The organism is Pseudoalteromonas sp. CH_XMU1449-3 (assembly GCF_037027245.1).
Lineage (GTDB): Bacteria > Pseudomonadota > Gammaproteobacteria > Enterobacterales > Alteromonadaceae > Pseudoalteromonas > Pseudoalteromonas shioyasakiensis.
Window position 1 is genome coordinate 23,798 of the sequence record NZ_JAYMDY010000016.1, and the last position, 21,786, is coordinate 45,583.

Genomic DNA, 21,786 nt, shown 5'->3' on the forward strand with positions numbered 1-21,786 from the left:
CAACTAGTATATGTGGATTTAATGAAATAATCTATTCTATGTTTATTATTTATCCTATTTTTTCATTATAGCCATAGCTTAATTTTATCTATGACATCACTTAACTCAGCAATTAATTTCTCAACAATTAATGTGTCTTGCTGCTGATTAAAGCTACTTTCCGTTGTCACAATAAGTTCTGATAAAGGAGGATATTGTAGCATGACAATTGCGCCTTTAAGCTTATGTATTGCAGCAGAAACCTTTTCTAAATTTTGAGCTTCCAAGTGCTCTTGTAGAGTATTTAAATCATTTTGCAAACTGTTAATAAATACGTCGGCAAGCATTTTTGCATCACTCTCATTACCAAAAACAGTTAACCAATGCTGCTTATCTTTTATACCTTGTAAACTGATATCAACGCCTTCACTGCTATTAGGCAAATCATTAGAGCTTAAATCTATAAACTCAGCTAGACGATTATATAATTCATTAAGTTTATAAGGCTTAAATAAAACACTATTCATTCCTGACTTTAATGCTTTGTTAAAACATTCTTTTGAATCATCAGCGGTAAAGCCAATAATTGGCAAATGTTTAAATTTTTCTTGATTACGTAATTGCTCCGTTAATTTAAACCCATCTAAGTCAGGCATATGACAATCGGTTAGTAATAAATCAAACTGTCCTGTTTCAAGTGCTCTGAGTGCAGCAATACCATCATCAACCATCACTGCTTTGATACCAAGCTTCTGGCATTGTTTTTCGAGTAATAATTGATTTGTTTTATTATCTTCAGCAATTAATATTTGCCCATGTAACTGAGCATTTTGCGCAGCCACCCCCTCATCATTGCTGGTATGTACATTATCTAAAAGCTCTCTTAGAGTATCTGGATATAATGGCTCTATAGGTAAAATATGACAGCTACAATTAGCCGGCCTATGCTCTTTTTTTGCACTTGCGACTAAGATGTAGTTGTTGGTTGCAGTACTGATTGATTGCAGCCAGTTAGCGCCCCACAACGTTTTAATATAGCTTTCATCAATAAGAATATTATCTTCCTGTGTAAATGCCTCTATATCTATTGGCCAACTTAATTGATGATGCTTTACCCCAATATTAGCTAGATTATTTAATAACTGATGGTCTTGAGAACACACAGCCCAATTCACTGATACAGCCTGCAGTTTTTGTTTGCTAACGCTTTTAAGTGGCACAGCAATGTAAACATTGGTACCTTTACCAAAAGTACTTGAAATGGATATTTCACCTTGCATTGCTTCAACAAGTTGCTTTGCCAAGCTCAAGCCTAAGCCTGTACCTCCATGGCGACGTTGAATTGAGTTGTCAGCTTGCTCAAAAGGGGTAAATGTATGCGCCAACTGCTCAGCCGTCATACCTTTACCTGTATCTGATATTTCAATTTTTAAAGACTGCTTCTCAAATAACACATCGCAGCTTATTGAACCATTTTCAGTAAACTTCACAGCGTTATTTAAAACATTAGAGAGAACCTGCATCAAGTGGCTTATGTCAACAGAAGCTAAGGTATAAGCAGCTGTGCGCCATATCACGTTAAACTCAAGCCCTTTTTGCTTAGCTAGATATTCATGGGCACGCAAAACACGACATAAATGTGCTTCTAGGTCGACCTCACGTAATTCAACTTCAATATTGCCTGTAGTGGTGTTAGCAAAATATAAAATATCATCCACTAATGTGCGAAGCTTGGTTACAGAGCTGTCAATGTGCTCAACGAGGTAATGCTGCTCTTCATCAAGCGGTGATGATTTTAACAACTCTATAAAGCCATTTACCCCAGACATTGGCGTTCTTAATTCATGACTCATAGTGGCAATAAAGCGGCTTTTTGCTAGATCAGCTTGATGTGCAAGCTGAGTAGCTTTACTTAAGTCTGCTTGTTGACGTTTAAGTAAGCTGATGTCCAGCAAGATCCCATTCCAACGCACACCTTGCTTATCGTCTCGTTTATTAATTTCAGCATTAGCAATATAACGACACCAAATTTGCTGGCCGAGATTATTTATCCGAAACTCAATATCAATCAGTTTGTTAAATTTTGTCGCTGCTTTAAAACTCTTGGCGATTTGCACGCGGTCTTCATCAACAATAAATGGCGAGATACATCCCGTCATACCGCGCTGGTTAATCATTCGTGAAGTGACACCTAATAAGCTCTGCGCGCCCTTACTTATATAGGTATAACACCCCTCACCATTGTCATAATACTCATACTGGAATACGCCGCCGGGTATGGTATCTGTGATGGTTTGTAGAAGCTGTTGAACTGACTGATTCTCACGTTGTAAATGGCGGTGCTCAGTAACATCAGTAAGCACTGTCATGATGCCTGCTAGTTCACCATCTAACCCCACATACGGCTTTTTAGTGTAAAGCAGCTCCAGTTCTTTGCCAGATTTGTTAGTGTAATTAATATGTTGATTAATGACTTTGCCTGAATTTAAACTTTGTTCATTTTGTGAAATTAGTTTTTTTACAACTTTAATGTCGCCGCGCAGATATTGGTTATTTTCATCCCATAAGTGAGCAAAATTTTCTTTGTAGGCACGATTCCACATAACGCGTTTTTGATGCTGATCTTGAATCACCACCATAGTGGGTAAGTCATCAATGAGTTTTTGGGTAAAGTTAAGCTTAATCAATGCCACTTCTTCAGCTTCTTTACGCTTTGCAATTTCGCGATTAATAGTTAACCGCCAGCTAATAAAATAAATCACCGACACAGCGATTAAAATTAAAATAAGAATTGCCGTGGTATTCACTGTTTTACGGTCGTAGCCACGTTCAATACTAAAAATGCCATGACGGTTCACAACATGGCTAAAATCGTTGCTGGTCAGTGTTTTAAATAAACTGTCTAGCAAAGTCGCAAACTCTGAAAAGTGCTTATTCACTAAAAAATAAATAGGCTGGGTATAACGGTATTTTGGATTAATATAAAACTCACCAATATAGAATTGGTTTAACTGGTATGCCGCAATACTTTGCGGCAATATCACAGCATCAATGTTGTCATTTCTCAGTGCATAAAATAGCGTTTTAATTGAGTCAAATGATACCGTTTCAACGAGTTCATTCGTTACAAGCTTTTGCTTAGGGTCAGCAAACGCTTCTAAATAACCAATTCGTTTAGTTTGGCTTGCTCGTTTAGAGATTAACACCATCTCTAAACTGTAGTGAGCAGGCAGTGCTATCAACACACCCTCATCAATTTTAGTAGGGTTCATGGTCGGAATTAAATCAATTTTATTGGCTAAAAATAGTCGTTCCAACTCTTTCGAATTAGCCGCAGGTATATACTTAAACTGAAAGTCACTGCGCTGCGCTAAAAGCTCAAGAGTATCGTTTAAATAGCCATTAGCTTCCCCTAAATTACTTGTCGCATGAATTGGATATAAACCATCGACAAAAGAGAATGTCAGTAAGTAATTATTTTCTTCTTTTTTATCAATACGGTTAAAGTCACGCTTAAATTGACTATACGCTTTAGCGGCTAAATATTCTTCACTAGCAGAACTTTCCCATAATTGTCTCGTGGTTGGTGAAATAGCGGCTAATACCGAGTTAACCTGATTGCGTAATGCTGTTTTATTTTTATTAAACATTACATGCAAGGTTTCGCTCGATAACCAAACTGGGCTCACAACTTTTAGGTTTTCTTGAGAGCGATTTTTTAGTTGGTGGGATAAAACCGAGTAATCCCCCATAAAAGCATCAAACGAGCCATCTGCTACTTTTTTAAAGGCGTCTTCGGGTTTTATAAAACGATTGATAAATAGCGCGCCATTTTCAACTAAATATTCACAATGTGAACTACCCGTAATGCACACCCAACGTAAGCTTGCTAAGTTTTTCAAAGCATCATTTGCGATAGACTGATTTGCGACAATACCTCTTGGCGCTTCCATGAAGGGTGTTGAAAATAAATAATGCTTTTTGCGTTGTGCGGTTTTATTTAGGCCTACAGCAAAATCGATCTCACCAACTTTAAGCGCATCTAACAACTCATCTAAACTGTCGTAAACACGATATTCAAGATCGGCTTCAGCCAAGCGAGCGATTTCATTACTATAACCAACAATAACACACGAAAACTGCCCATCAGCATCCCGGGTATGGTAAGGAAAAAAATTATAGTTAACGATACCCGCTTTGAGTTGTGTGGCTAACACATCGAATGAAAGACACAGCGTCAAAAACAACACTATGATTTTATGGAAATAACTCAACTTAAACATCGCTTTTATTAAGGTTTTTTAAGTATAAGAGCATAAATTGATTTAAACAACTGCACATAAATCTTGAGCAAGAGCTTAAGTAAATAATTAAGCCTTAAAAATTAATTATTTTATAACTGTAAAACCTGTAGTGAATTTGTTTATAAAATAAAAAACCCTGCAAGTGCAGGGTTTTAATATACAAGTATTTAAATCGTTCGTTTAGAACTTAAATTTGAAACCTGCATAGTACAGACGACCAACTTGACTATAAAGAGTGTCGTCGTAGTCTAATTCAGAGTTCAATACTGGATCTTTATCAGCTAAGTTATTAACACCTAGTGTTAGATCAAGATTCCAAGGCGTTGCGTAAGTATAGTTAATATCGATAATGTTATACGAAGATAACTCACCAACTGCTTTGAACTTAGTACCTTCATCATTTGCATCTTCAGTTTCTTCAGCTGTAGAAGCAATGTGGTTCCAGTTTACGTTTAACATGTGAGCTTCGATATCCCATGTTAAGCCCCAGCTGATTCTTCTTTCTGGTAAACCAGCACGGCCAATTTTATCAACGTTAGGGTAACCAATGATATCTGGCTCTTCATAGCTAAGTACTTCTGACCAAGCAAACTTAGAGCGAAGTAGACCTGCGCCACCTAAGTCAAATACTGCGTTAAGTTTGAAATCTAAGCCATCTGTAGAGAAACCAGGAATGTTAGCCATTGGTGCAGTAACAAGTAACGAACGACCCGTTGGATTACCACCACGGTCTACAGATACTTGGTCATAACCAGCAGCGTTATCATTTGGATCTTCAGGGTCACCTAGAAGACCAGCTAACTCAAGGTCAAATACGTCTTGTGTAGATAACGAGCTAACTTGGTTAGTGATTTCGATATCATAGTAATCAACTGACATATCGATATTATCAGTGATGTTATAAACCATACCGAAACTTACACTTTCTGATTCTTCAGGTTTTAATGAATCAGTACCGATGAAGTAAGTTGTATGTTGTTGTGTACGACAATCAGAGCGTGATGTACCTGCTGATGTACATACCACAACATCTTTAGCTGATGAAGCTGACTCTTGTGGTGCTTTATATAGATCTTCCAACGTTGGAGCACGGAAACCTTCACCCCAAGCAGCACGTAAAACTAACTCATCAAATGGCTGGTATTTAAGTGAAACTTTAGGAACAAATGATGAACCTACATCGCTGTAATCATCATATCGAGCAGCTAAGTTTAACTCTAATGTGTCTACTACAGGGATTAACATTTCAGCAAAAACAGCTGATTCTGTACGGTCACCTGCCGCTGAACCACCAGCAGTACCAATGATGTTTTTCGCTTCGTTTTGAGCTTCCGCTTGGTCAAAGTAATCAGTTTCACGGTAGCTAGCACCAACATATAGGCCTAGTTCACCTGCAGGTAAAGTAGCTAACTCATTAAAGCTTACGCCTGCAGTTACTTCACGTAATGTACTACCAGAACGACGGTTACTATTTGCGGCGATATTAGCTAATTGAGTAGCATACGCTGATTGATCTGGGTCACGTGGATCCCAACCATCAATGATCGCATTTTCTACGCTTGGGCGATGAACATAGCCTTGACCCCACTCGTTCATTTCATAACGGTTGTAGTGTGCATCTACATGCCAATCAAACACTTCACCCATACCATTTAGAGATGCACTCCAATCAGCCATGTTGCTAACTTGCCAAGTGTCACGTGAAGTACCTACGTTATTAAAGCGGTAATAACCACGGTCGCCTTCATTAACAGCCATTAAGCCTTTTTCTGTGTCTTCAGCAAGCGCAATAGGGAATGTAAACCAGCCTGCTGCAGGTGCGAAACGACCAAAGCTTTCATTACGCGAATGTAATGAACGGAAGTTAAAGATTAAATCATCATTGATGTCATAATCAAAGTTAACAAATACTGAGTCACGCTTCGTTGAAGCAGCGTCAGCAGCAACAGCAGTATAATCATAGTGACAGCCGTCGTCAGCAGGGAAATCTGGTGCATCATTATGATAAGCAAATGAATCACCGTACTGCGAACAGTCTTGACCAGTGATCATTGGGTTAAACTCAAATGTTTGCATATCTAGAATGTTACGGCCATACCAGCTTTGACCTGTTGTACCAGCGAATGTACCTGAGCCATCGTCTGTTGCACGTGAGAACCAACGATCACGAGCAAAAATAATATCACGCTCATCATGCTCATAGCTGAATACTAGGTTAGAGTTTTCTGATTTAAGGCCTGTGATAATTGAGAATGATGACTCATCACCACCGCCATCACGGCTCGGAGTGCCCATACGACCCTGAACTTGAACACCTTCAAAATCTTTTCTTAAAATAATGTTAACTACACCGGCGATCGCATCAGAACCATATACCGCAGATGCGCCATCACCCATAACTTCAATGCGCTCTACAGCAGCAAAAGGAATGGTATTTAAGTCAGCTGCACCACCACCCATAACAGGTGAACCTGGCATTTTCTTACCGTTAATTAAAACAAGTGTTCTTGAAGAACCTAAACCACGTAAGTTAACTGTTGCCTGACTTTGCGCAGTACTACCTGATGATGGTTGAATCGAACCAAATGAGTTAAATGTTGAACGGTTTAATACGTCTGCAACACTTAATTGACCTGAATTATCTAAAGATGCACGGTCGATTACAACAACAGGGTTTGCACCCTCAATGTCAGTTCGTTTAATACGTGAACCTGTAACTTCGATTCGCTCAACTTTTTCTACACCTTCTTCTTCAGCAGCAAAAGACGAAGCTGAAAATGCAGCAGTTGACGCTGCACCAAAAGCAATCGCTAAGCGAACTGCTTTTGAAACTTGATTATTTAACATTTGATTCTCCCTGGTCATATCCATGTTATGACTTTATTAATTTATTTTACCCCTTAAAAAGGTACTAGTACCCCATAAGGGAATTAAATACTAATATTAGGGACAACTTTTGGTCAACAGTTTTTTAACCATTGTTTTTCAATGTAAATTTTAAGTTTCAAGTGTATATAAGATTAAAGAAAAATTTGATTACATATATTTCACATTAGTTTATATATTCGAAACAATAAAAAACCCAGAACAAGGTTCGAGCCTTAATTTCTGGGTTTTTTATATTTTTTTTGATAATTTATTATTTCAAATATCTAGCCAAAAACTTTTCCATTTTTGTGTAAAGCTCAACTTTATTTTCTTGCTTTTGAAAGCCATGACCTTCATTTTCTTTCATTATCCATTCATCATCTGACAAAATTACTCCTTTTTTTGCCAGTGCATCGCGTAAATCAGTTGCGTGTTGCTTAACTACGCGCGGGTCTTTCGCACCTTGCACTATCATTAGTGGCGCTTTAATTTTATCAACATGTTGCAACGGTGACATTCGTTTCATTAGGGCTTCATCAGATGGATCACCAATCTGCATTTCAAGCACTTCACGTTGTGACTCCCAATGCTTTGGTAATGTATCAAATAATAAAGACACATCTGTTACGCCAACGTAATCTATTCCGCATTTATAAAGTTCAGGTGTAAACGCAAGGCCTGCTACTGTGGCATAGCCACCGTAACTCGCGCCATAAATACAGACCTTATTCGCATCTGCGATACCTTCTGAAACCAAATATTTAACGGTATCTGTAATATCATTTTGCATTTCAGCGCCCCATTTACCACCATAGCCCGCTTGCTGGAATTTGCGACCATAACCGCCAGACCCCCTAAAGTTAACCTGGACTGTGGCATAGCCTCTACTTGCAAAAAACTGGGCTTCAGGATTGAATCCCCAATAATCTCGAATTCCAAAGGGACCACCATGTGGATTTACGATAAGAGGTAGCTGTTTACCCGACGAGTTTTTAGGAATTGTGATATAACCATTTAATGTTAAACCATCTCTACTTTTGAATTCGATAGGCTGCATCGGCGACATCGCTTTAGGATCTATCCATGACATTGGGCTTAATAATGCTTTTAAGCTATTGTCATTTTTATTGAATAAATAATATTGGCCGGGATCAGTGTCACTCGCTGCATAGACAATATTGAGCACTTCATCATCAGAGCGACTGGTGATTGTCACAACTTTATCGGGAAATGTCTGCTTTAATGAGGTCATCATTTTTGCAGTCTGTTCATCGAAGTATACTTCTTCAGGGTATTTGTCATAAAAACTAATTGAAGTAAGTTTTTTACGCTTTCTCGAAAAGCTAAGCGATGTAACATCAACGTTATCATGGGCAAAAATTTGTTCGCCTAACTTATTCGTTTCTGGATCGAAATAAAAAACAGCTTTGGTATCACGACCTAAATCAGAAGCGACGAACAACCTTTTATTATCGAAATCAAATGCCAATGGTTCAATATTTGCTTCTTCGGCATTGTACTCTCGTAATACTCTAAACTTTTCTTCGCCTTTTCCTTTATATAGTAGAGTACCTTTTAAACCTTCAATCGTTAAAGCTCCACGTACCTCACCATCATGATCAAGCATCCACCCTTGAACGTTACCAGGGTTCTTTGCAAGTAAGTCCATCTTGTAATTACGTTCGTGTTTACGATCCCAACGGCTGTCGATTGGCAGTTTATATAAATCTGGAGCAACAATGTTTCGGCCGTTATATTGCACCAGAATATGCTTCGGATCATCTGGTAATAAATGCACAACTGATGCAGAGCGGATACCTGATGCGCCAACTTTTGATCCGACTAACTGCACGACCTTCGCACGTTTCTTATGGGCATCAATTGTATAAATACTGAATGCTTCATTACCATTACTGTCTAGTGTAAAAATAATGTCATCATTATTCGCCCAAGAGAAACTATTGATATCTTGCTCATCAAACTTTGTTATTGGCCTCGCATTTTTAAAGCCATCAACTTCCATTACAACAATATTTCTACGCTCGTTAATTGGCGATAAAACCGCAAGGTACTTACCATTTGGAGAAAGTTGCAAATTAGAAAATTTAGGTGTTTTAAAGAAGTCCTCAATTAGGATGTCTTGCGTTTTGGAGCCGACACTCATAGATAAACTGAGCAAACTACTCAAAAGTAAAAACCATATTATTTTCATTTTAATATTCCCTTTAATTATGACGATAAATGTTTGGGTTATTTGTAACTTAGTACTTTGCATAAAAAAACCCTGCTACAGCAGGGTTTTAAGAGCTTATACTAATTATTTTAGCTTAGAATTTTTGTTCTAAACGAAGGTACATTGAACGACCTGTTTGATCGTATAATGACCAGCTTGAATCACGGTAATCACGGAAGCCGTCATACCAAGAAGGTGCTTTCTTATCAAATACGTTGTTAACACCTACAGAAATTTTAGTATTTGTTGGTGCAGTGTATGTGAACTGAGCATTATGCTTGAAGTATGAAGGAACGTCAGCAAGGTAATCAACACCCCACTCTTCGTTACCTGACTCTTGAGCGCCTACGTAGAACATAGTCCAAGAAGCACTGTAATCTTCATAAGAATAGCTAACACCTAAATCAGCTTTCCAATCTGGGTAATCTTGAAGACCAGCATAATCAAACGGTTCTGCATCTTTGTCAGCTTTCTCTTCAAATTCCATAACTTTTGAAACGTTTAGCATTACGCCAAAGTCACCGAAGCTAGTTTCATGCTTGTAGCGAGTTGAGAAATCGAAACCAGACGTTTGTAGTGATGCTTTATTGATATAACCTGTGTAGATGTAATCAATTTGGCCAGTACCATTAGCACGGTCGATAGCATCTGGTGTAGAACCTAAACCACCTTCTTCTTGTTCAATACGTAGAAGTTCAGTTGTGCTTACGTCATCGATACGGTTTTCGTAGCTGATATCGTAGTAAGTTAATTCTACTGCTAAGCCATCAACGATATCCCATACGAAACCAAGCGTCGTAGAGTCACCCGTTTCTTCAGTAAGGTTTGCATTACCACCGAACCATGTCGCTACTTGCTCACCAGCGTCAGAACAATAACCTTCTAATGATTGACCAGGGTTAGCATCACACCATGCTGTATCACGAACAGTTGGGAAGCTTAATGCATAAGACTGGAACATTTCGCCCATGTTAGGAGCACGGAAAGACTCACCCCAAGAACCACGGATTAATAATGTGTCAGTTGGGCGCCAAGTAACACCTACTTTTGGAACAACCTTATCAAATGTAGTGCTCTTTTCACCAAGGTTAGTCATACCTGACTGTTCGTATTTCTCATAACGACCAGCAACAGTTACATCAATTTCGTAAGGTAAGCTTGCTTGAATTTCCATGTATGCAGCAGTACGGTCACGAGTTGCATATACGTCATCGCCGCCTGAACCGCCTGAGATGAAACCATTTGCAGACTCAGGGTCAGATACTTGAGTGAAATCAATTTCTTCAAATTCTGCACCAACAACACCAGCAATAACGAAATCACCGTTATCAACGAATGTAGTAGATACTAAACCATCAATTTGTTGGCTTTCGTAACGACCTTCATAAGTACCTGTATGCGCTGCATATTGGTATAAGTCTGTAAGTTGAGTATTCCACTCTTCGTAGCTCATGCCAGTAGTGTTAAGAATATCATATTCACCAGAGTCAATTGCGCTTTGTAACATTACGTCATTAACTAGGTTGCTACCAAAAACATTTGTTTTAGAGATGCTGTTTTGATAGTTGATTTCCCAATCAAAACCATTACCAATATCAGTGAAGCCTTCAAGACCTAATACGATGTCTGTAGTTACAACTTCTGTTTTTGTATCACGGTTACCAATTGGCACAGAACGCATGTAAAGACGGATATCTTCATCTTCTGGGTTATATTGGTTGTCAGCATCCATCCAAACTGCACCGGTAGATACTGGCGTACCTGCGTAACGAGAGTTTGTTTCGTTGAAACTTGCCATTGCACGACCAACAAAGCGAATGTTGTCAGTCAATTCATAGTTAAAGTTAGTTAAGAATGAGTTGTTTTCTACGTCTGGGTAGAATTTTGTAACGTTACCGTAATTGTATAAACAACCACCAACGCCGTTCTCATCCATAGAATTTACGACGTCAGCTGTTTGGTCACAAAGCTCAGGGTTAGAGATATAGCTACCCGCACCACCGATTCGGTAGTTTGGAACATGGCTATAACCGCTGTACGCACCGTAAGTTGGATCGTCCATCGCCCAAATTTCTTTGTCGAAGATTGCATTGTCACGTGAGTTTTCATACGTGAAGATGATGTTACCTTTTTCAGATGTGTAACCTGAAGTAATTGAGAAAGTTTTGCTTTCGCCACCTTCAACTTTAGGTACTTCGTAATCGTATTTTACGCTAACGCCATCAAAGTCTTTTTTAGTGATGATATTGATTACACCAGCAACTGCAGATGAACCATAAACAGCTGATGCGCCATCGCGAAGAATTTCAACACGCTCAACAACAGCCATTGGGATGATTGATGTATCAGCCGATGAACCAGAAGATGAACTTGTACCAGGCATACGACGACCATCTAATAATACAAGTGTCGCGTCAGAGCCAAGGCCACGTAAGTTAATGTTAGAAGAAGCTGCACCACCAGCACCGTAACCAGATACACCTTTCCAAGAACCGAAAGAGTTAGAAGCAAGGTTATTTAAAACGTCAGCAACTGTAGGCTCACCTGAAAGGCTGATTTCTGCCGCTGATAAAACGGTAACTGGAGAGCTGTTCTCAAGATCTACCTGCTTGATACGTGAACCAGTAACTTGGATACGCTCAACTTTTTCTGCGTTTTCTTCATCTGCAGCAAATGTGCTTGCAGAAAATGCAGCTGTAGAAGCTGCGCCAAAAGCGATCGCTAAGCGAACAGCTTTTGAAACTTTATTATTTAACATTTGATTCTCCCTGGACCATGTTATTCATGGAATATTTATAGTTATTCAAAAAAAATGCATATTAGGCAGTAATTTTGAGCTTTGATAATAATACTCGCCACTCTTAAAGGTCAACACTTCGCTAACTCAAAAGTTCAATTTTTAACAATAAATAAAACACTAACCAAAATAATAAAACATAATTAACACCTTCAAACCCCTTTAAATACAATAGACACAGCAACATTTACAACAGGTTACAAAGATCAAAAAGAATTTAATTTTTTAGTATTAATATGGGTACTAAAGCAAAACCCACCAACAATTGCAATTTACACAACAAAATCCAGTACTGATAAATGGCATTTTTTATCTTTAAAAATAAAAAAATAAAATTTTAAGACCTTACAATTAAGATGAAACCACAATAAACATGGTCAAAATGATTGATACATGTAGAAAAAGGACAAAATGATGCAAAAGTTAATAGAATGAACATTCTATTAACTAGCAATAACTAACGAAAAGTGTAGAAAAACATTTAACCCCTTATATTTTCTGAAGATAAACAAGTAAAACTAGAACGAATTCGGTACATATAAACTTGAAAAAACTGTAACAATCACTGATAGTAAGATTGTTAAAACAACAAGGAAAAATCATGTTTAAACAATTATTACTAATTGCATTTACGTTTTGCTCACTTTCTTCGTATGCAAAAATAAATGAACTACCAGAAGAATTTTCAGACTTTAGCCTTAATCGAGATATTAAAATTTCGTATGAGGACCTTGATAACTTACTTGAAATGACTGTTATCGACATGGGGATGTCAGACCGAAGCTCTCGCAAATCTCAATCCTCCATTGGCACCCGCATGAAATCGCACAGAAACAACGATACTGCGCTTGAAGCCAATCGTTTTTTCTTCGAAGGTGTTACTAAGTCTGAGATAAAGGATGGCTTTCACAAGATTAGAGTTAGCTTGGAGAAGGTACCTAGCGAAGTGTCGCTGAATGATTTAAGCCTAGACGAGCAGTTAGCTTACTGGCTTAACCTATATAATACAGCCATGGTCGAAAAATTAATTGAACACTACCCTATTCGCGACACAGAAGACCTTCTATTTGGTGATGATTCGATTTTAGAAGATGAGTTTTTAACCGTTGCCGGTTACAAACTTTCACTCAATGATATTCAACATAAAATTGTTTTTGAAAAATTTGGTAAAAAAAAGCCGATAGTTATGTATGGCTTTTATCAAGGTAACATTGGCAGCCCAAACCTTCGAGATGAAGCATATAAAGGTAGCAAGGTTTACCATCAACTTGTTGAAAATGGAGAGGAATTTGTAAACTCAAATAGAGGCATGCAAATTAAACGTAAAAACCGCCTTTATGTATCTAAGTATTATGAGCAAGCCGAGTCTTTATTTTCAGATTTCGAAAGTGACTTACGTGAGCACTTAGAAGACTACGCTGAAGGTCAAATGAAAAGCGATGTTAAATACGCCAAACGCTTCAAAGTTGATATCGAAGATTGGAGTATTACTGATTTGTATGGTACCGACCGTGACTATGGCGGATCGGCATCAACTAACCCTGCAGCAATGCTTAATGCTGTAGTAAGCAACTCAGCTGTACCAATGGGCCCTGAAGGTAGTGGCGCGGGTATTGGGGCGGTTAATGTGAGTCATATTACAGATTCAATTATGATGCGCACCATGGATTTTGGTCGTTTTTCTCCTGAAATGTTAGAGAAAATCAAAAAACTTAACTTAAAGCGCCAAGACAACAGTGGCTCTGTTGAGATTAAAGATCTTGATTCAAACAATTAAAATAAGAGGGCCACTCGTCAAAAGAATGTGACGGGTGGCTTTTTTATGAACAGGGAGTTCGCTATGCTTAAACCACTCTTATTAATAACCGCAATTTTCTTTACTGCACACTCGTCAGCAAAACTAGACACTTTACCTGAAGAATTTGCCGATTTCGGCTTAGATAGTGATTTAACAATATCTTATGGTGATTTAGATCAGTTACTTAAAATCACAGTTATTGACTTAGGCCGCTCAGACCGAGGTTTTCGAAAAGGCCAATCAGGCATTGGTACACGCACCCGAGCACATAAAAATAACGATACAGCTTTAGAAGCAAATCGTTTTTATTATGAAGAAGTTGTAAAGGCAAACCTGAAAACTGGTTTTAAAAAAATACGTCTGAGCCTTGAACAAGTTCCTGAACAAATCCCACTTAATGAGCTCGTTTTATCTGAGCAACTGGCTTATTGGCTAAATTTATATACCACAGCATTATTAGAGAAACTCATTGAGCACTACCCTATCTTTAGTACTGAAGATTTATTATTTGGTGATAATTCATTACTTGATGAGGAGTTTATCACTGTTATGGGACATAGCCTGTCTTTAAATGACATACAACACAACATTGTCTTTAAAAAGTTTGGTAAAAATAAACCGATTGTTATGTATGGATTTCACCAAGGAAATATAGGCAGCCCAAATCTTCGCCCAGAGGCCTATGTAGGAAACAAAGTGTATTACCAACTAGCAGACAATGGTGAGGAATTTGTTAATTCTAACCGAGGTATGCAAATTAAAGGGAAAGATAGACTTTACCTATCCGTCTATTACCAGCAAACAGAAGCCTTGTTTGACGACTTTGAGCAAGATTTAAAGTCTCATATTGAACACTATACTAATGGCTCTTTAAAAGATGCTGTAGAGTCTTCTAAAGGGTTTAAGCTTACAATAGATGATTGGCATATCGTGGATTTATATCGCACGCATAGAGCCTATGGCGCCTCTTCTGCTATTAACAGGGCCGCGCTAGAGGGTATAGGAGGAATGACATATGGATATCGTGCAGCAGACGGAAGCTATATCACCGATCCCTTAACGAAGCGGCTAGCTCAATTTGGTCGATACCCCCCACAAGTTTGGAAGAAAATTCGCAAGCTTTATAAACAAAGAGAACGCATTAAAGGTACTGTAGAAATCAAAGACCTTGATGTAAATCAAGAGTAATATTTTACTTTACTGTACGCCCTGTTAACATAAAGCAAAAACAGGGTGTACGAGTGAATAATTCATTGCAAAGAGCTTTGCACGCATTCAATCAACAACAATATGTGCAGGCATTACAACTCCTTTCTTTACATACAAATAAAACCGCTGATTGGTATACATTAAATAGCTTATGTTTATCAGCTGTAAACAAAACTATTGAAGCAGAGCAGTGTTATTTACAAGGCCTTAGCCAATTTAGCAATCATGTTGGCCTTTTAGACAACTACACAAATCTACTTTGTAAACAAAAAAAGTATGCAGAGTGTATTCAGTTTTGTGAATACAACACAGCTTCTTTATCACTCGAAAAGCCACGACTTAATTACATTGAAAGCCTAATTAATCAAGATGAATTATTAAAAGCCGAACATTTATTGAGCAAAACATCGCCCTCGCAGAACTCATTCGTTCGTTACCATTGGCTCACTTTAGAACTTTTCGAGCGCTTTGGTGACTTACAACGTATCGAAGAGTATTTTCAAACAAAATTGCCAGCTCAATTAAAGGGGCAATTTCATTTCGTTTATAAACATGCTTGTAATTATCGAAATTTAGGTCAATTTGCCGAGGCCTTAGCGCTTTTGCAAATGCTTTTAAAACAGCAACCAAGTGCCGAGTTGCACTACATAGTTGGTTGTACATACTATGATTTACAGCAATATGAACAAGCACAAGCTCACCTTAAGGCATGCTTAGAACTTGCTCCTAACTATGTACCAGCGCATGAAAGCCTTAACAAGCTCTACTGGGAGCACTCTCAGAGCCAATTAATGAGTTCATATGCTCAAACTTTCAAAAATTATGATGCAAACCCTGTTCTGATCCACTCTCAAATTGGCCAACTACTGCAACTAGATAAGCTGGAAGAAGCATTATTAGTAAGCAGTGATGCAACACGAAACCATCCACAAAATTTAGATTTACATCATGCACACAGTATAATTCTAGATAGAACAGGTGACGAAGAAAAAGCATTTTCACTCCTTCAGCAACTCGTTAAAGCAGCTCCACAAAATGCTCGTTACTGTATTGATTTAGCAAACTTTTACATACAACAAGGCGATTACAGCTCAGCGATCTCTCATTTAGAAACCGCAGTAAAATTTAATCCTCACAACCAAGAGCTTTGGGCATATTTAAGTATTGCTTGGCGACTATCAAATAATGATAAATATCACTGGTTAACTGACCTAGATAAATTCGTTAAAGTGATGGAGCTACCTGCTCCGCCTGGCTTTAAGACCTTTGCTGATTTTAATAAGCAGTTGCAGGAGCTAATGATCAGCCTTCACACAAATAAACTACAACCATTAGATCAAAGTGTGCGCAGTGGCAGCCAAACACAAGGTCACTTGTTACACCGTTCAAACCAACTTATTGATTTATTTAAGTCATCTATGAATGAATGCATTAATCAATACCTGATGCAGCTACCAGAGGATGCTAACCACCCTCTATTAGCGCGTAATCATAAACGCTTTGTTGCCAGAGGTAGTTGGTCGGTGAAACTAGAAGAAGGCGGTTTTCATGCTAATCATATCCACCCTCAAGGTTGGTTATCAGCGCCGAGCTATATTTCTATTCCTAATGAGATGAGTAAAGATGATGAAACTAAAAATGGCTGGCTTAAGCTAGGAGAAACCAGTCTTAACTTAGGTGAGCGTGAGTCTATAGCTCGTGAAATATGCCCTGAGGAAGGTCAAATTATTATATTTCCAAGCTATATTTGGCATGGTACATACCAACTAAAAAGTACTAGCCCTCGGCTAACTATTCCGTGTGATATCATGCCCTTAAAATAATAAAAAAGACCATCTAAATGATGGTCTTTTTTATTACCAATTACTTATTTAACAGCGCTTTGGCATCTTGGTAGGATTTTTCATCGGCCTGTATGTGTTCAAGGTAATTTGCAAATCGTCCTGAGGATGACTTATAAAGTGGCTTTCTAACCTGCCATACACTCGCTGTACTTACAGTGCCAGATTTATTGTGAAATCGCTGGGCTTCATCAGTATATTCAAGCCCTAGAAAGCGAAACAGTTGTTCTAAAATCTGCTCGGGTGAGCAAACGAGCTGATCGTAATTCAGAGTAAAAATATCATTACTGAAACACGACTGCCAATGTGACTTAATACGTTGCTGCTGCTCATAGTGATGTAGAGTATCACCTAGGGATACAGCATAGTTTAAGCTCGGACCCAAATGCTGGAAAAAAGCTGACAAGCTATTGTCTTTAATATCTCGCTCTGTCCATATAATCTTAGCTTTTGGATAGAGCTGCTTGATAATGTCTAAGTAAAGGTAATTTTCAGGGCGTTTATCTGTTACATAAAGCGCACCTTCAGCTCTTAAAGTTAATTGTTCTTTATAACCATCAATAAATTCAGGCTCTTTAGCCTTATTAACAAGTGTCTTTTCATCGCCAATCAAATTGAATAACGATGAATGTAAATAGGCAATTTCACCACCTGCCGATATTTGCTCGTTAGAGCTGATGATTTGTTCAATTAGTGTTGAGCCAGAACGAAACATACCACAAATTATAATGGGTGTTATTGAACTATTCGCTTCTTGCAGAGCAATATTACGAGCTAAGGTGTAGTCAGTAATCTTCTCAGCAGATTGCCGATCATAGGCTGGTAAATACTTTTTATTGTAATGATTAGCTTTTACATAATAATGCCAAGCTTTCTGATAGTTTTTACAATCATTAAATACTTTACCAAGTGCATAATAAATATCAGCACATGCTATGTCATCTGACTCTCGCTTTAAAATGGCTAAGCTTGCTTGTTCATAGTCAATTGCATCGCGCTCAGTGAAGGTTTCAATATCGGCCAACCTTGCTTGAGCCATCGCATTAAATGCATCTATTTTTAAAACCTGTTGAAAGCCTTTTTTCGCTTTCTCTTTATCACCAAGCTGTTCGTAAATATTTGCCAATGAAAAGTGAGCTTGAAGATTATTTGCATCATGACTAATCGCTTGTTGTAAGTAACGTACGGCATCATCGGGTTGATGTAATTGCTCATTATGCATAAAAGCAATTTCTATTAAAGCGGGTGCTTTAAACTGCTCAGATAATGTTAGAGCTTGTTCAAAGAAGCGCATCGCTGAATCGTAGTTATCAAGCTTTCTTTCTATTTTTCCTAGCTGAAAGCAAATATCAGCTTGCTGCGGATTTGTCTCATATAAAGGTAATAGCGCGCTTTTTGCAATTTTGAACTCACCACAACTTATACTTAATTGTACTAAGGTCAGTACATAATCAAACTTTTTTGGAGCTATCGATACCAGTTTTTGGCAATAGGCAATGGCTGTTTCAGTATCTTGTTGCCGCATAGCTACTTTGAAAAGGATCTGTAACGCTTTTTCAGCAAACTCATTGTTATGTGTTAACGGTTTTAATAATTCTATCCCCTGGCTAACTTTACCTTGCTGAAGTAAAGCAACAGCTTGGGTAAACGCGTGTTGTTCTGATGTCATTGTTTCCCCATAAAAAAAGCGAGCCGAAGCTCGCTTTATCATACATTAATTAATTCAAATTAGAATTTTAATGAAACGCTTGCGTGGAAGTAACGACCTAGAGTGTCGTAGTAACCAGCAACTGCGTTACCATTTGTAGATAATGTACCGCCTACTAGTGGTGGCTCTTTATCTAATACGTTGTTCACACCAACAAGTACGCGAGTGTAATCATTGATAGTGAATGAACCTTTAAGGTCAAGGTAGCTTTGTGAACCAATGCCGTCTTGAACTAAAGTGTCAGAACCTGTGTAGTCATTAACTGCACTGAAGTAACGCCATTTAGCAGTAGCTTTCCACCAGCTACCTGTGTCGTAGCTTGCAGTTAGAACATGACGCCATTCTGGTTGTGGGAAACAGCCATTGTCTAGTGTATCAACACAGTCATACGGTTCACTTACACCTGGAATATCTTCATATTCTTTAGTCATCATGTAAGTACCGATTAGGCTTGTAGAAAGTGTACCACCGCCGATTTCCATGTCATAGTTAGCACTTAAATCAACACCTTCAAAATGAATGTTACCTAAGTTAGTGTTTGTTGCTACAACTTGACCAGAACCAATCCATAAGCTGCCGCTACCAGGAGTACGTTCAATCTTATCACAGAATTGAGCATCGCCTGTTAGACCACACTGACGAACGATTAACTCTGGGTCAATTGCACCGATTGCATCTTCAAGGTCGATATCCCAGTAATCGATTGAGAAATTAAAGCTCTCAAATGGGTTACCAACAACACCTAGAGTGATTGTATCTGCGATTTCAGGGCTTAGATCAGGGTTACCACCGAAGAAACCGTTATACTGATCTGCAGGGCTCTTACCTACGTTACCGTATTGAGACGCAGTAATACCTGTGTTAGCACAAGCTGCTTGGCTAAGTTCTGGAGTTGCAGTCGCACATGGATCTACACCTGCCCATAAACCTTGGCTTTGTTGAGCGAATAGCTCACCGTTGTTTGCAGAACGTACAGCACGGTTGTAGCTTGAACGGATTTTCCAGTTCTCAGTTACGTCCCAGTTCATTGCTACTTTATAAGTAGGCTCTGAACCTGAAGTACTGTAATCAGACCAACGATAACCTAAGTCAATTAATAGACTTTCAACACCAGTGATACCTTCAACGATAGGAATACTTAACTCACCGAAGAATTCAGTTACATCGTACTCACCGTTAAGGCTCTTAGTAGGACCACCTTGACCAAGTAATAGACCTTGTGCGTAAACTTCATCCGCTGTACGGCCAAATGTTTCTTCACGGTACTCAGCACCGAATACTGCAGCAAGTGGGTAATCTGAAGAAGGAAGACCAAATTCAAATTCACCTGTTACGAAGCCACTTACGATGAACTGTTCAGTAACACCGTTAAGAATCGCAGTACCAGTTAATGCGCCAGCTGATTCAGCAGAAACACCTTGGTATGTGAATACTTCGTAAGGGATACAGCCATCAGTTGCGGCACAGTCTTCACCATTTGCAGAAAGCGCAGTACTGATACGTGGACCGAAGAAGTCATTTTCGTATGCAGAAGATGAAGAAGTTGAACCATATTGCATGAACGCTTCATATGACCAAAGGTCACTGATTTCACCTTTACTACCTAGTACTAAGCGGAATGAGCTGTGCTCAAGTTGGTTAACACGTGGGCCACCTTCAACGTTACGCTTACCAATGTAAGTAGCAAATTGGTCACCAGAAGTTAAACCGAAACGGTCAGTTAGGTTTTGACGCTGTGCATCTGTAAGAAGAGGGCTATCGTAATCGATTACGTAGTTTTCATTAAAGAACGTACCCGATTCTGCGATTTGTGCAGAAGTACGGTCACGCATGAACATAGCTTCAATGAATGGGTGGAAGTTATCGTTTACTTCATAGTTAGCGAATAAGCCCATTGTGTGGCGCTCATCCGGACGCATAAAGTGGTTTACTGGTGCGTAGTTATAAACGTTACCGCTTGAAGGAATGAAGCTGCTATCAGAACCAAGTGTCCAGTAATCGTAATCATCCCAATCAAATGCGCCTGTGTCAGTTACACCTGAAATATAGAAGTTAGGAACTACCGCGTTACCAGAACCACCACACGCTGTACCTGCAGCATTAAGAGCACATGAAGAGTAATCACGTGCGCCTTGGCGTAATTCGTTTTGTTTGTTGTAAGTGAAATAACCTACAGCATGACCTTTACCGCTATCGAATGAACCACCTAAAGTAGCAGAGAAATCAAACGATGAACCGTCAAAGCCTGAGCTTCCATCAGGGTAATCAAAATCACGGTCATCCATTAAACCTTGGATGTACTCGTTGTCGTTATCGTGTTGATAAGCTGTTGAACCAAGGTTTACTTCGAAACCTTCGAACTGATCGTCCATCACGAAGTTTACAACACCCGCTACCGCGTCAGCACCGTAAGTTGATGAACCACCACCTGTCATAACGTCAACGCGTTTGATAAGTGCAGCTGGAATTTGGTTAATATCAGCAGACTGGCTGTAGATACCACCAGCTTGCATACGACGACCGTTGATAAGTACTAGAGTACGCTGTGAACCCATACCACGTAAATCAAGAGTAGCAGTACCAGAAGCACCATTTGATTGGAATGCAGTGCTTGAAGCTTCTAGTTGAGGCAAGCTATTCATCATGTCTTCAACACGAGTGAAACCAGCTACTTCGATTTCTTCAGCTGTTGTAACTTGTACTGGGCTTGCAGTCTCGATATCAGTACGTTTGATACGTGAACCTGTAACTTCAATACGTTCAACTTTTTCTACTGCTTCTTCTTCAGCAGCATAAGAGTTTACAGAAAACGCAGCTGTTGAAGCTGTACCAAAAGCAAGCGCTAAGCGAACTGCTTTTGAAACTTTATTATTTAACATTTGATTCTCCCTGGACCACTATATTGTGGCTATATTTAGCATAAGCTTGTTTATTATTTGTATCGCATCAGGACTGCGACAAACAAATAATAAACAAATAAAACAAAATATCCAGCCCTTTATTTACAATTTTTTAATGAAGCAGCAAAAAGTTTACTTTTTCTTGTTTT

Annotated in this window: 9 protein-coding genes; 3 read left to right on the forward strand and 6 right to left on the reverse strand. The window is 38.7% G+C overall.

Features of this window, described 5'->3' with window-relative positions; genetic code table 11:
- Nucleotides 1-65: 65 nt before the first annotated feature.
- The 4 genes from WA256_RS17020 to WA256_RS17035 form a co-directional block, all read right to left on the reverse strand.
- Nucleotides 66-4,220, reverse strand: coding sequence for an ATP-binding protein (locus WA256_RS17020; protein ID WP_335992702.1), 4,155 nt, complete (start codon nt 4,218-4,220; stop codon nt 66-68).
- 243 nt (nt 4,221-4,463) lie between these two features.
- Entirely contained in the window at nt 4,464-7,130 is a 2,667-nt protein-coding gene (locus tag WA256_RS17025) for a TonB-dependent receptor plug domain-containing protein (protein ID WP_054564038.1), read from the reverse strand.
- A gap of 292 nt (nt 7,131-7,422) precedes the next feature.
- On the reverse strand, nt 7,423-9,363 hold the full coding sequence (locus tag WA256_RS17030) for a S9 family peptidase (RefSeq protein WP_335992703.1): 1,941 nt from the start codon (nt 9,361-9,363) through the stop codon (nt 7,423-7,425).
- A 115-nt stretch (nt 9,364-9,478) separates the two neighbouring features.
- A complete protein-coding gene (locus tag WA256_RS17035) occupies nt 9,479-12,142 on the reverse strand; it encodes a TonB-dependent receptor (protein WP_062567005.1) in 2,664 nt (887 codons plus the stop codon).
- 640 nt (nt 12,143-12,782) lie between these two features.
- Between WA256_RS17035 and WA256_RS17040 the strand changes: the two genes are divergently transcribed.
- The 3 genes from WA256_RS17040 (at nt 12,783) to WA256_RS17050 (ending at nt 17,011) form a co-directional block, all read left to right on the forward strand.
- A complete protein-coding gene (locus tag WA256_RS17040) occupies nt 12,783-13,958 on the forward strand; it encodes a DUF547 domain-containing protein (protein ID WP_062567006.1) in 1,176 nt (391 codons plus the stop codon).
- 63 nt (nt 13,959-14,021) lie between these two features.
- A complete protein-coding gene (locus tag WA256_RS17045) occupies nt 14,022-15,167 on the forward strand; it encodes a DUF547 domain-containing protein (RefSeq protein WP_063529721.1) in 1,146 nt (381 codons plus the stop codon).
- A gap of 53 nt (nt 15,168-15,220) precedes the next feature.
- Nucleotides 15,221-17,011 carry a 2OG-Fe(II) oxygenase family protein gene (locus WA256_RS17050; RefSeq protein ID WP_335992704.1) on the forward strand — a complete coding sequence of 597 codons (1,791 nt, stop codon included), beginning with the start codon at nt 15,221-15,223 and terminating at the stop codon, nt 17,009-17,011.
- A gap of 40 nt (nt 17,012-17,051) precedes the next feature.
- Here the strand turns inward: WA256_RS17050 and WA256_RS17055 are convergent, their stop codons facing one another.
- Together WA256_RS17055 and WA256_RS17060 are read right to left on the reverse strand one after the other, a co-directional pair.
- Nucleotides 17,052-18,698, reverse strand: coding sequence for a tetratricopeptide repeat-containing sulfotransferase family protein (locus tag WA256_RS17055; protein ID WP_335992705.1), 1,647 nt, complete (start codon nt 18,696-18,698; stop codon nt 17,052-17,054).
- Between the two features lie 59 nt (nt 18,699-18,757).
- Nucleotides 18,758-21,616, reverse strand: a complete 2,859-nt coding sequence (locus tag WA256_RS17060) for a TonB-dependent receptor domain-containing protein (protein ID WP_058583752.1) — start codon at nt 21,614-21,616, stop codon at nt 18,758-18,760.
- Nucleotides 21,617-21,786 lie beyond the last annotated feature (170 nt).

What these genes read in the sequence shown, in the direction of transcription:
- WA256_RS17045 (WP_063529721.1), top strand. Translation starts at nt 14,022, where the DNA reads ATGCTTAAACCACTCTTATTAATAACCGCAATTTTCTTTACTGCACAC.
- WA256_RS17040 (WP_062567006.1), top strand. Translation starts at nt 12,783, where the DNA reads ATGTTTAAACAATTATTACTAATTGCATTTACGTTTTGCTCACTTTCT.
- WA256_RS17060 (WP_058583752.1), bottom strand. Translation starts at nt 21,616, where the DNA reads ATGTTAAATAATAAAGTTTCAAAAGCAGTTCGCTTAGCGCTTGCTTTT.
- WA256_RS17030 (WP_335992703.1), bottom strand. Translation starts at nt 9,363, where the DNA reads ATGAAAATAATATGGTTTTTACTTTTGAGTAGTTTGCTCAGTTTATCT.
- WA256_RS17055 (WP_335992705.1), bottom strand. Translation starts at nt 18,698, where the DNA reads ATGACATCAGAACAACACGCGTTTACCCAAGCTGTTGCTTTACTTCAG.
- WA256_RS17035 (WP_062567005.1), bottom strand. Translation starts at nt 12,142, where the DNA reads ATGTTAAATAATAAAGTTTCAAAAGCTGTTCGCTTAGCGATCGCTTTT.
- WA256_RS17025 (WP_054564038.1), bottom strand. Translation starts at nt 7,130, where the DNA reads ATGTTAAATAATCAAGTTTCAAAAGCAGTTCGCTTAGCGATTGCTTTT.